Origin of the sequence: Sideroxyarcus emersonii (genome assembly GCF_021654335.1) — a bacterium.
In the GTDB taxonomy this organism is placed as follows: domain Bacteria; phylum Pseudomonadota; class Gammaproteobacteria; order Burkholderiales; family Gallionellaceae; genus Sideroxyarcus; species Sideroxyarcus emersonii.
Genome location: NZ_AP023423.1, coordinates 113,664 through 127,912, shown reverse-complemented (window position 1 = coordinate 127,912; position 14,249 = coordinate 113,664). Strand labels below are relative to the sequence as shown.

Below are 14,249 nucleotides of genomic sequence, written 5' to 3'. Positions count from 1 at the left end.
TTCAGTCGCTCTGCTCCCCGCTCTTCTGCGTCACCGTCTGCAGCGGCTGCGGTATCTTGCCGAGCAGGTAATAGTCCATCACCTTGCGCGCGATCGGCGCGGCGGTGGTGCCGCCGTGTCCGCCGTTCTCGACCAGCACCGCCATCGCGATGCGCGGCTTGTCGGCCGGCGCAAAGGCGATGAACCAGGCATGGTCGCGGTTGTATTCGGAGATCTTCTTCGCGTCGTATTTTTCACCCTGCTTGATGGCGATCACCTGCGCCGTCCCGGTCTTGCCCGCCAGGCGATAGGGAGCGCCGTAGCCGGCGACCGCCGCCGTGCCGCCCGGTTTGGTGACGGCTTCCATCGCGCTTTTCACCAGCTTGAGGTTTGCGGGATCGATCTTCAGGTCGAACAACTGCTTGGGCATGGTCAACACCGGGCTGCCGCTGGCTGGGCGCGTTTCCCGCACCAGGTGCGGCTGGAACGCCACGCCGTCGTTGGCCAGGATCGCCGTGGCGAATGCCAGCTGCACCGGGGTGACCAGATTGTAGCCCTGGCCGATGCCGGCAGAGACGGTATCTCCCGGATACCAAACCTGCTGGTAACGCTTGGCTTTCCATTCTGGCGAAGGCAACAGGCCGGAAGTCTCGCCCTCCATATCGAGGCCGGTCTTCTGCCCGAAACCGAAGCGCGCCAGGTAGCTGTGCATGTTGTCGATGCCCATCTCGGTGGCGAGTCCGTAGAAGTAGGTATCGCAGGAGATGACGATGGATTTGAACATGTCGACGGCACCATGCCCGCCGGCCTTCCAGTCGCGGTATTGGTGCCGGCTGCCGGGCAGCAGGTAATAGCCGGGATCGCTGATGCTGCGCGTGGGCGAGCGCGTGCCGTAATACAGCCCCGCCAGCGCCATGAAAGGCTTGATGGTCGAGCCGGGCGGGTATTGGCCGCGCAGGGCGCGGTTGTTGAGCGGCGTGTCGGGCGAGTTGTTCAACTCGTCCCAGGTGTCGGTATCGATGCCGTCGATGAACAGGCCCGGGTCGTAGCCCGGCTTGCTGACGAAGGCCAGCACTTCGCCATTGGTGGGATCGAGCGCCACCAGTGCACCGCGATATTCGCCGAACGCATTCTCCGCCACTTCCTGCAGCTTCGCGTCCAGCGTCAGCATCAGGTTGCTGCCGGATTGCGGCGCGGTGCGCGACAGCACGCGCACCGCGCGCCCGCCGGCATCCACCTCGACCTGCTCGAAACCGGTCTTGCCATGCAGATCCCTCTCATAGCTCTGCTCGATGCCGGTCTTGCCGATGTAATCGGAGCCGAGGTAGTTGGATACCGCATCGTCCTCTTCCAGCTGGTCGATGTCCTTCTGGTTGATGCGGCCGACATAGCCGATCAGGTGCGAGGTCTGGTCGGTGTACGGATATTCTCGGAACAGGCGCGCCTTGATCTCCACGCCGGGGAATCGGAACTGCTGTGCCGAGATGCGCGCCACTTCCTCGTCGCTCAGCTGGCTGCGTATCGGCATGGTCTCCAGCGTCTGCCGTTCGGTCAGCAGTTTCTGGAAGCGCTTGATGTCCTTGGGCGTGATCTCGACCAGCTTGGAAAGTTCGGCGATCAGCGCGTCCATGTCGGTCACCTTGGCCGGCGCGATCTCCAGCGTGTAGCCGGAATAGTTCTGCGCCATCACCACGCCGTTGCGGTCCAGGATCAGGCCGCGGTTGGGCACAATGGGCACGACGTAGATGCGATTGCTGTCCGCCAGCGTGTGGAAGTAGTCGTGGCGGAAGACCTGCAGGTAAAAGAAGCGCAGCAGCAGGATGAGCAGCATCACTGCCACGAAACCCAGGCTCAACACCAACCGCAAACGGAAATAATAGATTTCGCGCTGATGGTTCTTCAGCTCGACGTAACGATTCATAGTTCGTTCGGATCGCGGCGCGGGCGGCGCAGGGATTGCAGCAGCAGGGTCATCGGGATCCACAGCAGCGCCGATACCGCGCTGCCGAGGAAGTATTCCCACACCACATAGCCGCGCACCTGCCAGTGCACGGCAGCATAGGCGGCATAACTCAGCAACAGCATGGGGAACACGTGCATGGCCTGCTGGCGCAGGTCGAACATCTGCACGCGGCGATGCAGCACGATGCCGCCGAAGGCCAGCACCGTGTAGGCCAGTGCATGCTGGCCGAACAGGCTGGCATCCGCCACGTCGGCGAAGATGCCGACCAGCCAGGCGATGCCCACGCCGACGCGATGCGGCTTGTGCGTGCACCAGTACAACAGCACCAGCGCCACGAAATCGGGGCGCAATGCCAGCGCCCAGCCGTGCCAGGGCAGCCAGTTGAGCATCACCGCCACGAACAGGCTGAACACGATGAAGCTGGTGCTCGCGGGCAGCAGGAACTCCTGGTCTTTGGGCAGGTTGGAACTCACTGCTTCCTCCGTTTCAATCTCTTCCTGGCGCGCTCGGGCTCATCGCTCGTTTCGGTGGCGGCAGGATGCTCGGCCAATTGGGGCAGCCCGGATACGATCAGCAGGGCGCGATGGCGGTCGACCCCGGCCAGCGGCACACAGACGATGCGGGCGAACGGATAGGCCGGGTCGCGCTCGATCTTGACCACTTGCGCCACCGGCAGGTTGGGCGGGTAGGTGCCGTCAATACCCGAGGTGACCAGCACATCGCCGACCACGATATCCGAGCTCACCGGCATGTAGCGCAGCGACATCTCGCCGATGTCGCCGGAGCCGAACACCACCGCGCGCAAGCCGTTGCGCAACAGCTGTATCGGCACGGCATGATCCTTGTCGGTGACCAGCGTCACTTCGGACAGCCAGGGATAGACGCGGGTGATCTGGCCCACCACGCCCTTGTCGTCCACCACTACCTGACCGGCCTGTACGTTGGCCTGCGAGCCCTTGTCAACGAACAGTTTGCGCTTGAAGATGTCGCGCTCGACATAGGCGATCTCGGCCATCTGCATGGGGTAATTGGCGCGCTGCTTGAGTTCCTGCAAGGTACGCAGCTGCTCGTCCTCGGCCTGGACTGCGCGCAGCTGGGTCAATTGCGCGGCATCGGCGTCATGCTGCTGGCGCAGTTGCGCGTTCTCTTCCAGCAGATGTTCCTGCGTCTCGAAATAGACCGCGATACGCCCCATGGTCTCGCCGGGCAAGGCCGTCAGGCGCTGGACCGGGTAGATGATCACGGCCAGCACCTTGCGCGTCGACTCCAGGTACTGGTAGCGCGCGTCGACGAACAGCAGCAGCAGGGAAAGGAGGCTGAAGAAGACGAGACGCGCGGCCGGGCTGGGGCCACGATTGAAGAACCGGAGGGTGCGGGTATCGTCCAATGCGCTACCGCGGGATCAGTCGCTGGTGAAGATGTTGTTGAATTTATCCATGCGCTCGAGCGCTTTGCCCGAGCCGCGCACCACGCAGGTCAGCGGATCGTCGGCGATCACCACCGGCAGGCCGGTCTCTTCCATCAGCAGACGGTCCAGATCGCGCAGCAACGCGCCGCCGCCGGTCAGCACCATGCCCTTGCTGGCGATGTCGGCGCCCAGTTCAGGCGGGGTCTGTTCCAGCGCAGTCTTCACCGCACTGACGATGTTGTTGAGCGGATCGGTCAGCGCCTCGAGGATCTCGTTGCTGGAGATGGTGAAGCTGCGCGGCACGCCTTCGGCCAGGTTGCGGCCGTTCACTTCCATCTCGCGCACTTCGCTGCCCGGAAAGGCGGAACCGATTTCCTTCTTGATCATCTCGGCGGTGCTCTCGCCGATCAGCATGCCGTAGTTGCGGCGGATGTAGTTGATGATGGCTTCGTCGAACTTGTCGCCGCCGACGCGCACCGAACCGGAATACACCGCGCCACCCAGCGAGATCACGCCCACCTCGGTGGTGCCGCCGCCGATGTCCACCACCATGGAACCGGTGGCATCCTCGATCGGCAGGTCGGCGCCGATCGCCGCAGCCATCGGTTCTTCAATCAGTTCGACGCGGCGCGCACCGGCGCCATAGGCGGATTCGCGGATGGCGCGGCGCTCGACTTGCGTGGAGCCGCAGGGCACGCAGATCACGATGCGCGGGCTGGGCGTGAAGATGCTGGATTTGTGCACGCGGCGGATGAACTGCTTGAGCATCTGTTCGGTGACGGTGAAGTCGGCGATCACGCCGTCCTTCATCGGACGGATGGCGGTGATGTTGCCGGGCGTACGGCCCAGCATCTGCTTGGCGGCGAGACCGACCTGCTGGATGACTTTCTTGCCGTTGGGACCGCCTTCCTGGCGGATGGCCACAACGGACGGCTCGTTCAGCACGATCCCCTGTCCGCGCAACCAGATCAGTGTGTTCGCCGTGCCGAGATCGATAGCGAGGTCGTTGGAAAAATAGCCGTTGAAATAACTTAACATGTCAGGTCCTGAAAGGTAGAAGGTATGCGCCCAAGAAGCGCTTTATGATACTCTATCGCGCCTGATTTGATAAAGCATTAAACCCGTTTATGTCCTTAAGTTTAGCCGATGTCGAAAAAGTCGCCCGCCTTGCCCGGCTGGCGATGAACGAGCAGGAACTCCAAGCCGCCCAGGCTCAACTGAACAACATCTTCGGCCTCATCGCCGAAATGCAGGCCGTTGATACTAAAGGCGTTGAGCCCATGTCGCACAGCCAGGACCTGGCGCAGCGCCTGCGCGAGGACAAAGTCACCGAAACCGATCAACGCGCCGCCTTCCAGGCCGTCGCCCCGCAAGTGGAGCAGGGTTTGTACCTGGTTCCGCAGGTCATCGAGTAAACACCATGATCCATTCCAGCCTCGCCCAGCTCGGTGCCGCTCTGCGCGCCAAGAAGATCTCCAGCGTCGAACTGACGCAGGGCTACCTCGACCGTATCGCCACGCTGAATCCGCAACTCAACGCCTATGTCACGCTGAATCCGGAGATGTCGCTGGCGCAGGCGCGCGGCGCCGACGCGCGTTTCGCTGCCGGCACGGCCGAGCCGCTGACCGGCATCCCCATCGCGCAAAAAGACATTTTTTGCGCCAAGGGCTGGCTCACCACCTGCGGGTCGAAGATGCTGCACAACTTCGTCTCGCCTTACGACGCGCACGTGATCGAACAATTCAACAGGGCCGGCGCGATCAACCTCGGCAAGACCAACATGGACGAATTCGCCATGGGATCAAGCAATGAGACCTCGCATTACGGCCCGGTGAAGAACCCTTGGGATACCGCGCGCGTGCCCGGCGGCAGCTCGGGCGGCACCGCGGCAGCCGTGGCGGCGCGTCTGTGCGCGGCGGCCACCGGCACCGACACCGGCGGCTCCATCCGCCAGCCGGCCGCACTGTGCGGCATCTCCGGCCTGAAACCGACCTACGGCGTGTGCTCGCGCTACGGCATGATCGCTTTCGCCTCCAGCCTCGACCAGGCCGGCCCGATGGGGCGCAGCGCCGAAGACCTGGCGCTGATGATGAACGTGATGGCCGGCTTCGACGAGCGCGATTCCACCAGCCTGCAGCGTGCCAGGGAAGACTACACCCGCGACTTGAACAAACCGCTGAGCGGCCTGCGCATCGGCCTGCCCAAGGAATTCTTCGCCGAGGGCATGGGCGCTGACGTGGCCAAGGCGGTGGAAGCCGCCATCGCCGAATACAAGAAACTCGGCGCCACCATCGTCGACATCAGCCTGCCCAACTCCAGGCTGTCGGTGCCGGTGTATTACGTGCTGGCCCCGGCGGAAGCATCGAGCAACCTGTCGCGTTTCGACGGCGTGCGCTACGGCTACCGCGCCCCGGAATACAGCGACCTCGCCGACATGTACGAGAAGAGCCGCGCACAAGGCTTCGGCGCGGAAGTAAAGCGCCGCATCATGATCGGCACCTATGTGCTGAGCCACGGCTACTACGATGCCTACTACCTGCAGGCGCAGAAGATCCGCCGCCTGATCGCGCAGGACTTCACTGAAGCGTACAAGCAATGCGACGTGATCATGGGACCAACCTCGCCCTCCACCGCCTTCAAGCTGGGCGAGAAGGGCGACGATCCGGTGCAGATGTACCTGTCCGACATCTACACCATCGCGGTGAACCTCGCCGGCCTGCCGGGTATGTCCATCCCCTGCGGCTTCGGCGAAAACAACATGCCGGTGGGCCTGCAGATCATCGGCAATTATTTCGACGAAGCGCGCATGCTGAACGTGGCGCACCAATACCAACTGGCGACGGATTGGCATAATCGCGCGCCGCATGGGCTGTAAGGAAACATCATGACCTGGGAAATCGTCATCGGGCTGGAAGTGCATACCCAGCTTTCGACCAACAGCAAGATATTCTCCGGCGCCTCGACCGCGTTCGGTGCCGAGCCGAACACACAGGCCGATGCGGTAAGCCTGGCACTGCCCGGCGTGTTGCCGGTGCTGAACAAGGGTGCGGTGGAACGCGCGATCAAGTTCGGCCTGGCCACCGGGGCGCACATCGCGCCGCGTTCGGTGTTCGCACGCAAGAATTATTTCTACCCCGACCTGCCCAAGGGCTACCAGATCAGCCAGTTCGATCTGCCCGTGGTGGGACAAGGCGCGTTGACCGTCCAGGTCGAGCCGCTGTCCGGCAACGCCAAGCCGTATGAGAAGACGGTGCGCATCACCCGCGCCCACCTGGAAGAGGATGCGGGCAAGTCGCTGCACGGAGATTTCCATGGCATGACCGGCATCGACCTGAACCGCGCCGGCACGCCGCTGCTGGAAATCGTGTCCGAGCCGGACATGTGTTCTGCGGCCGAGGCGGTGGCCTACGCCAAGGCGCTGCACACGCTGGTGCGCTGGATCGGCATCTGCGACGGCAACATGCAGGAGGGCTCGTTCCGCTGCGACGTGAACGTGTCGGTGCGCAAGCCCGGTCAGCCATTGGGTACGCGGCGCGAGATCAAGAACCTGAACTCGTTCAAGTTCATGCAGCAGGCCATCGACTACGAAGTGCAATGGCAGATCGACACCATCGAGAACGGCGGCAAGGTGCAGCAGGCTACCGTGCTGTTCAACCCGGACACCGGCGAGACGCGCGCCATGCGCAGCAAGGAAGACGCGCACGATTACCGCTACTTCCCCGATCCGGATCTGTTGCCGCTGGAAATCCCCAGCGAGTGGATCGAGCGGGTGCGCGGCACCTTGCCCGAGCTGCCGCAGGCCAAACAGGCGCGCTATGTGAACGACCTCGGTCTATCCGCCTATGACGCCAGCATTCTCACCGCCTCGCGGGAGATAGCAGATTTCTTCGAGAGCTCGGTTAATACATTATTTTCGCAAGTTCGCAGTGCCATTAATCTTGGTGCCGCTCCTTCTGCTGAGCCTTACGCAGCAAAGCTTTGCGCCAACTGGATCATCGGCGAAGTCAGTGCGCAGCTGAACCGTGATGGCAAGGACATGAGCCAGTGCCCGATCAGCGCGCAGCAATTGGGCAGCATGCTGCAGCGCATCGCCGACGGCACCATCTCCAACTCCGGAGCGAAGGAAGTGTTCCGCACCATGTGGGCGGAGGGCGGCACAGCAGATGCGATCATCGAGGCCAAGGGGTTGAAGCAGGTTTCCGACAGCGGCGCCATCGAAGCGCTGGTGGACGAGATCATCGCCGCCAATGCCGACAAGGTCGCGGAATATCGCAGCGGCAAGGACAAGCTGTTCGGCTTCTTCGTCGGTATCGCCATGAAGGCCAGCAAGGGCAAGGCGAACCCGGCGCAGCTGAACGACGTCCTCAAGAAAAAACTGGCGGGCTGAGCGCCCGCCAGTTTTCCTGCCGCCTGCAGACGGCAGGCTGTATTCAGGGCGAACCCGCGATCCTCCGCACGGCCCGCCCCGAACGCTCACTTCATTTCAATTTCGACCAGACGCGTTTCTTGACCAGATACAGCAGCGTCGTCAGCACGATCAGGTACGCGATCACATAGTAACCAAGGCGAATCCGCTCTTGCGCGTGCGGGTCGGCCGCCCAGGACATGAACGAGACGATGTCGCGGGCAGTGTTATGGATCTCGGTACGCTGCGCTTCCCCGGCCGCCGTGCTGATGCCCAGAATGTCGGGCATCTTGGTCGGCGGATAATAATGGTTGCCCGTCACCCCTTCCGGGCTGACGTAGTAGCCCACCAGGTAGGAGTAGACATAGTTCACGCCGCCGTCGCGCGCTTTCGCCATCAGGCTCAGGTCGGGAGGTGCCTTGCCGAACGACTGGATGGCGGCATCCTCCGGCATCTGCGCAAGCAGGGGGGTGGAGAGCGGCTGATCGCCGCGCCACGCATCCACCTTGCTCTTGTCCACGCCCATTGCAACCAGGTCGCTGTATTTGACGTATTTCAGGCTGTGGCATGAATGACAGTTGGTCATCAGCGCGTCTGCGCCGCGCGTCAATGTCTGCACATCGTTACCTACCTTGACCGTCTCCAGTTCCGCTTCGGATGCGAACACCGACGTGGCGATGCAGCATGAAGCCAGTATTGTCATGAGCTTTTTCACTGCTTACCTCCATTCTTGCTTTTCTGTTGGCTTTCGCTTTCCATCAGGCTCATCACTGCCGGCGGCAAGCCGCGCTTGACCAGCCAGCGTTCTTCCATCTTCGAGATGAACGGAATGACCAGGAACGAAGCGAAATAACACAGCGTAGCCACTTGCCCGATCACGATAGTCTGGCTGGTCGGCGGTACATAACCGACATAGCCCAACACCAGCATGTCCGCCAGGAACAGGTAGAACTGCAGGCGGTAAATGGGACGGTAACGCGCCCCGCCGGGGATGCGCGAACGGTCCAGATACGGCATGAAGGCGAATATGATCACCGACACGGCCATCGCGACCACGCCGCCGACCAGACTCGGCACTGAACGCAGGATCGCGTAGAACGGCAGGAAATACCATTCGGGCACGATATGGTTCGGCGTCATCATCGGATTGGCCGGAATATTGTTGGCCGGCTCGATCAGGCTGTCAGGTATGAAAAACACGAACACGCTGTACAGGATCAGGAACAGCCCCAGACCGTACAGGTCCTTGATCGTGAAGTAAGGGTGGAACGGGATGTTGTCCTTGGCGGCCAGGTCGATGCCGCTCGGATTGCTGCTCTTGACGGTGTGCAGCGCCACCAGGTGCACGACCACCGCCCCGATGATGATGAACGGGAACAGGTAGTGCAGCGAGAAGAAGCGCGTCAGCGTCGCATCGCCCACGGTGTAATCGCCCCTGAGCCAGACGACCACCTGGTCACCGATGAACGGCGTCGCACGGAACAGGTTAGTGATCACCGTCGCGCCCCAGAAGGACATTTGCCCCCACGGCAGCAGGTATCCCATGAAGGCTGTCGCCATCAGCAACAGCAACAGGCCCTGCCCGGTCCACCACAGCAGTTCGCGCGGCGCCCGGTAGGAGCCGTAATACAGGGTGCGCGCCATGTGCACGAAAATCACGAAGAAGAAGGCCGAAGCACCCATCGCATGCATGTACCGCAACAGCCAGCCGTAATTCACATCGCGCATGATGTGCTGGATGGAGTCGAACGACATCAGCACATCGGCCTTGTAGTGCATCGCCAGGAAGATGCCCGTGGCGACCTGCAACACCAGCACGAATCCGGCCAGGAAACCGAAGTTCCACCAGTAACTGAGATTGCGCGGGGTGGGATAGCCTGTCAGATCATGCTCGACGAAGCTGGTGAGCGGGAAACGCTTATCTATCCAATTAATGACTTTTGTTTTCATGGGAAGGACTCCTAGGCTTTGCCGATGACTATCTTGTTTTCCGCCACGAAGTGGTAGGGCGGTACTTCAAGGTTCTTCGGGGCGGGGCCACGCGTCACGCGACCGCTATCGTCATACTGGCTGCCATGGCAGTGGCACACCCAGCCTGCCCCTTCCATGTTCGGCACGCATCCCATATGGGTGCAGACGCCGATCACCACCAGCCATTCCGGATTCTTGACACGCTTGCTGTCCGGCTCAGGATCGCCGCCGCCGTTGGAGGCTGCCGCTTCCTTGATCTGTTCGGGCGTGCGATGCAGGATGAATACCGGTTTTCCTTGCCAGGCGACGGTACGCAAACCGCCCGGCGGGATCGAGGACAGATCGACCTCGGTCTCGGCTTTGGCCAACACATCGGAACTGGGATTCATGCTTGCTACGAACGGTACACAGGTTGCCGCCACACCTGCACCACCAACCACGGAAGTCAACTTGACCAGAAAATCTCGGCGGTCGCTGCTGCTCAATGCCTCATTCTCCATCTTTCGCTCCTTGAGATTATTGCCGTTTGTTAAATTTGCGTGAATTCTACGCCCGCATACCTGTGCTTGCAACGAACAGGAGGAAGGCGGTAACGACCTGCGGTGCCATGTTGCCGGGCACTCTATAGCATCATTGTGCCAGGGCGCTATAACCCCTTGGGGTAGATGTGTCTTATCCCGGATGGCGGGACTTATGCGGCGCCTTGCTGAAAGCCAGGTCGTAAAGCCAGTTGGGGAGTCGCTTCAGCATCCATCCCGCCAGACCCATCCGCCACGGGACGATGGCGAAGGAAGTGCCGCGCTCGATGGCCCGCGCCATGCGGCGGGCTGCGTCATGCGCTTCGAGGATGAACGGCATCGGGTAGGTATTGATGTCCGTCATCGGCGTCTTGATGTATCCGGGACTGATCGTCACGACCCTCACGCCACTGCCGTACAGTTCCACGCGCAGGCTCTCCAGATAGGTGATGGCTGCTGCCTTGGATGCCGAATAGGCGCCCGAACCGGGCAGGCCGCGCAAGCCGGCGACGCTGGCGATGCCGACCAGGGTGCCGCGGCGCGCTTGGCGCATTGCAGTTAGGAATGGCTGGAAAGTCTTGACCATGCCGAGCACGTTGATGTCCATGATGTCCTGGAACACGTCCTCGTCTTCGACATATTCGGTCAGCGTGCCGCGGCTCACGCCGGCATTGGCGATGACGATATCCGGGATGCCGACATGCGACATGAAGTCGCGCGCCGCCGCCTGGATGGCGGGTGCATCGCGCACATCGAGCGCATAGTCATGGACCTTGCCGGGGAATTCCGCCGCCAGCGCCTGCAGCAATTCGCCGCGCCGCGCGAATGCGGCCACCGTTGCACCGCGTTCGAGGTAATGACGCGCGAGCGCCTGACCGATGCCGCTCGAAGCGCCGGAGATCACCACCTTCAGCATGGGACACTCACTGCAGCAGTGGTTCGCGTACAGCGGCGTTCGATCAATGCCTGTTGCGTTCTGCGCGGGCGATCTTGATCACTTCATCCAGCACGCGGATGGTGTCTGCCGGTTGCAGCCCGGTGATGATGTATTTCCCGTCGACCGCGATGGTCGGCGTACCGCGGATGCCGAAGCTCTGCACCATCTGGTTGCTGCGCACCACCTTGCTCCGCACCGAGAAGGAATTGTAGGCCGCACCGAACTTGGCCGGATCGACGCCATGTCGCGCCACGAAATCGGTGATCTTGCCCTCGTCGCTCAGGTCGATGTTCTGCACGTTCCATGCCTCAAACAGCGCGTCGTGCAACTGCTGGCGCTGCCCCAAGGATTCCAGCGCATAGAACGTATAAGCCATGGGCTCCCAGCCGGCATTGAAGATGGTCGGCACATACTGCAGTTCGACATCCTTGGGCTTCTTCTTCTCCCACTCGGTCAGCAGCGGATGCAGGTGATAGCAATGCGGGCAACCGTAGAAGAAAAACTCCAGCACTTCGACTTTCTTGCCGCTGGTGGTCGGTTGCGGCGGGCTCAGCAATGTATAGCCAGAGCCGCCCTCGGCGTGCGCCCAGGTCGCGCACAGCAATGCCAGCACTGCAACGATCTGCCTGAAGAATCTCATACTCGTCTCCTTATCGATTCACTGCGCCCATTCACTGGGCGCGTTGTTGGGTGGCGATGATGCCGTTCTGCTTCAAAGTTGCGACGGTCCTGCCGGCCTCGTTGCTGTTATACGGGCCGAGGCGCACGCGATGCCATACTCCCTTGTCCGGCAGATTCACCGTCTGGAGGGTGGCCTCGAAGCCGGAGAAGGCCAGCTTGGCTTTCAGTTTCTCTGCGTCGTCGATGTTCTGGAACGAACCGGCCTGCACGTAGTAGACCTCTTTGGAAGCGGCGGCTGGAGGCTGTGCCGGTCTCGGCGCTACGGGCGGTTTCACTGCCGGCTTCGGACTGCTCTTGTGCGCGGTACCGTCCGACTTGTCGGTCAGCTCCTTGTAGAATTCGAAATGCTGTTTGGGTTCGCCCACACCGGAAGCGGCGACGGGCGCCACCACTGCCGGCGCGCTCGCCGGCACCGCGGCAACCTGCGGCGCAGGTTTGGATGGTTCCTTGTTGATAAACGCAGTCGGGTTCTTCTTCAGCACGAACCACGCGACAGCGCCCGCTGCCGCGATACCGAGCACCATGCCGATGAACACACCGGCGACTACCTTGCCCTTATCCCCGCTCATGTACTTTCCTTTGTGTTGTCACATCTTTTCGGGTGCCGAGACACCCAGCAACGCCAAGCCGTTCTTCAGCACCTGCGCCACTGCGGCGATCAGCGCCAGGCGCGCCAGCCTGAGCCTCTCGTCCTCGACCAGGAAGCGCGAGGCATTATAGTAGCTGTGAAAATCGGCCGCCAATTCTTTCAGGTAGAACGCCACCAGGTGCGGCGCAAGGTCTTCGGCCGCGGTCTCGATCACCTGCGGAAAGTCGATCATGCGCTGCAGCAGCTGCGTCTCGTACTCGCTGTCCAGCACGCCGACATCGGCATGCAGCAGCGCGAGGCGGTCGCCGTTCCATTGCGCCAGCACCGTGCTGATGCGGGCATGCGCATACTGGATGTAATACACCGGGTTGTCGTTGCTCTGCGACTTCGCCAGGTCGATGTCGAACACCAGTTGCGAGTCGGGATGGCGCGCGGCGAGGAAGTAGCGCGTCGCGTCGCACCCCACCTCGTCGATCAGGTCGCGCAGCGTCACATAGCTGCCGGCCCGCTTGGAGATCTTCACCTCCTCGCCGTTCTTCAGTACCGTCACCATCTGGTGCAGCACGTAGTCCGGCCAGCCCTTCGGGATGCCGGCATCCAGTGCCTGCAGGCCCGCGCGCACACGGGTGATGGTGCTGTGGTGATCCGACCCCTGCTCGTTGATCACGCGCTCGAAACCGCGCCGCCATTTGTCCAGGTGATAGGCCACATCCGGCACGAAGTAGGTGTAGCCGCCGTCGCTCTTGCGCATCACGCGGTCCTTGTCGTCGCCGAAATCGGTGGTGCGCAACCACAGCGCATCGTCCTGCTCGTAAGTGTGGCCGCTGGCGATCAGCCTGTTCACGGTCTCTTCCACCTTGCCCTCGGTGTACAGCGCGGATTCCAGCGAGAACACATCGAACTCCACCTCGAAAGCGCGCAGGTCCAGATCCTGCTCGCGGCGCAGATAGGCCACCGCGAAATGACGGATCGCCTCGGCGTCGTCCGCATCGCCCTTGCCGGTGATGTGCTGATCGTCTGCCTCGACCGTCTCCTTCGCCATGTAGGCATTCGCCACATCCACGATGTAATCGCCGCGGTAGCCGCCTTCCGGCCACGATGGATGATCTGGTGTGACACCCTTGCAGCGCAGCTGCACCGAGCGGGTCAGGTTGTCGATCTGCTGGCCGGCGTCGTTATAGTAGAACTCGCGCGTCACGTTCCAGCCTGCTGCATGCAACACGCGGCACAGGCAATCGCCCACCGCCGCACCCCGCCCATGGCCGACGTGCAGAGGCCCGGTCGGGTTGGCCGAAACGAACTCCACCCCCACCTTGCGCCCGCCGCCGACATGCACATGGCCGTAGCCCGCACCTGCCTGCAACACGCCATGTACCACCTCCTGCTTCGCGGCGGTGGTGATGAATACATTGATGAAGCCCGCACCGGCGATTTCCACCTTCTCGATGACGCCGGATTTCGGCAACGCCGCGATCAAGGCGTTCGCGATGTCGCGCGGCGCTTTGCGCAGCGGCTTGGCCAGCTGCATCGCCAGATTGCAGGCGTAATCGCCATGCGATGCCTGCTTGGGACGTTCGATGAGGACGGTCGCGCCGCCATGCTCGGGCGCCACCTCGCGCAGCGCCTGCGCAAACAGTTCGGACAGATGGGATTTGAAATTCAGGACAGCAGACATGAAGCAGCACCATTAACATGAATTCGCCTGGCGATTCGTTTTCCCCGCTCCCTCCGGGGGAGGGTTTGGGTGGGGCAAACGCGCACGGCGAATGTTATTTTCAGGGATGGCACACCACCATGC

Annotated in this window: 14 protein-coding genes; 3 read left to right on the top strand and 11 right to left on the bottom strand. The window is 62.0% G+C overall.

Going from position 1 to position 14,249, the window contains the following annotated elements:
- Position 1: 1 nt before the first annotated feature.
- Genes mrdA through L6418_RS00555 form a run of 4 tightly spaced genes read right to left on the bottom strand, consistent with a single transcriptional unit; the run spans position 2 to position 4,388 of the window.
- Complete coding sequence (gene mrdA / locus L6418_RS00570; protein WP_237247544.1) at positions 2 to 1,900, bottom strand: penicillin-binding protein 2; 1,899 nt, start codon at positions 1,898 to 1,900, stop codon at positions 2 to 4.
- Positions 1,897 to 2,415: a rod shape-determining protein MreD gene (gene mreD, locus L6418_RS00565; RefSeq protein WP_237247543.1), complete on the bottom strand. Its 519-nt coding sequence runs from the start codon at positions 2,413 to 2,415 to the stop codon at positions 1,897 to 1,899. Before mreD ends, mrdA begins: the two co-directional genes overlap by 4 nt.
- Positions 2,412 to 3,329: a rod shape-determining protein MreC gene (mreC, locus tag L6418_RS00560; RefSeq protein ID WP_237247542.1), complete on the bottom strand. Its 918-nt coding sequence runs from the start codon at positions 3,327 to 3,329 to the stop codon at positions 2,412 to 2,414. Before mreC ends, mreD begins: the two co-directional genes overlap by 4 nt.
- A 15-nt stretch (positions 3,330 to 3,344) precedes the next feature.
- On the bottom strand, positions 3,345 to 4,388 hold the full coding sequence (locus L6418_RS00555; RefSeq protein WP_237247541.1) for a rod shape-determining protein: 1,044 nt from the start codon (positions 4,386 to 4,388) through the stop codon (positions 3,345 to 3,347).
- Positions 4,389 to 4,477: 89 nt separating this feature from the next.
- Here L6418_RS00555 and gatC point away from each other — a divergent pair, with 89 nt between their 5' ends.
- From gatC to gatB, 3 genes are read left to right on the top strand one after another with little or no spacing between them, the layout of a single operon-like run.
- Positions 4,478 to 4,765 carry an Asp-tRNA(Asn)/Glu-tRNA(Gln) amidotransferase subunit GatC gene (gatC, locus tag L6418_RS00550; RefSeq protein WP_237247540.1) on the top strand — a complete coding sequence of 96 codons (288 nt, stop codon included), beginning with the start codon at positions 4,478 to 4,480 and terminating at the stop codon, positions 4,763 to 4,765.
- 5 nt (positions 4,766 to 4,770) lie between these two features.
- Complete coding sequence (gene gatA, locus L6418_RS00545) at positions 4,771 to 6,225, top strand: Asp-tRNA(Asn)/Glu-tRNA(Gln) amidotransferase subunit GatA (protein WP_237247539.1); 1,455 nt, start codon at positions 4,771 to 4,773, stop codon at positions 6,223 to 6,225.
- Between the two features lie 9 nt (positions 6,226 to 6,234).
- The gene (gatB, locus tag L6418_RS00540) at positions 6,235 to 7,737 is read left to right on the top strand and encodes an Asp-tRNA(Asn)/Glu-tRNA(Gln) amidotransferase subunit GatB (RefSeq protein WP_237247538.1); all 1,503 of its coding nucleotides are present in this window, start codon (positions 6,235 to 6,237) and stop codon (positions 7,735 to 7,737) included.
- A gap of 91 nt (positions 7,738 to 7,828) precedes the next feature.
- Here the strand turns inward: gatB and L6418_RS00535 are convergent, their stop codons facing one another.
- The 7 genes from L6418_RS00535 to argS all read right to left on the bottom strand — a co-directional run bounded on the left by L6418_RS00535 (position 7,829) and on the right by argS (position 14,126).
- Positions 7,829 to 8,470, bottom strand: a complete 642-nt coding sequence (locus L6418_RS00535) for a cytochrome c1 (protein ID WP_237247537.1) — start codon at positions 8,468 to 8,470, stop codon at positions 7,829 to 7,831.
- A complete protein-coding gene (locus tag L6418_RS00530) occupies positions 8,467 to 9,705 on the bottom strand; it encodes a cytochrome b N-terminal domain-containing protein (RefSeq protein WP_237247536.1) in 1,239 nt (412 codons plus the stop codon). The genes L6418_RS00535 and L6418_RS00530 overlap by 4 nt, the downstream gene beginning before the upstream one ends.
- 11 nt (positions 9,706 to 9,716) lie before the next feature.
- The gene (petA, locus tag L6418_RS00525; protein ID WP_237247535.1) at positions 9,717 to 10,226 is read right to left on the bottom strand and encodes a ubiquinol-cytochrome c reductase iron-sulfur subunit; all 510 of its coding nucleotides are present in this window, start codon (positions 10,224 to 10,226) and stop codon (positions 9,717 to 9,719) included.
- A gap of 172 nt (positions 10,227 to 10,398) precedes the next feature.
- Entirely contained in the window at positions 10,399 to 11,160 is a 762-nt protein-coding gene (locus L6418_RS00520; RefSeq protein WP_237247534.1) for an SDR family oxidoreductase, read from the bottom strand.
- Positions 11,161 to 11,203: 43 nt separating this feature from the next.
- The gene (locus tag L6418_RS00515; protein WP_237247533.1) at positions 11,204 to 11,821 is read right to left on the bottom strand and encodes a thiol:disulfide interchange protein DsbA/DsbL; all 618 of its coding nucleotides are present in this window, start codon (positions 11,819 to 11,821) and stop codon (positions 11,204 to 11,206) included.
- Positions 11,822 to 11,852: 31 nt separating this feature from the next.
- A complete protein-coding gene (locus L6418_RS00510; protein WP_237247532.1) occupies positions 11,853 to 12,431 on the bottom strand; it encodes an SPOR domain-containing protein in 579 nt (192 codons plus the stop codon).
- A gap of 18 nt (positions 12,432 to 12,449) precedes the next feature.
- Positions 12,450 to 14,126 (bottom strand): arginine--tRNA ligase, encoded by a 1,677-nt coding sequence (gene argS / locus L6418_RS00505; protein WP_237247531.1) that lies wholly within the window; start codon positions 14,124 to 14,126, stop codon positions 12,450 to 12,452.
- Positions 14,127 to 14,249: the final 123 nt, after the last annotated feature.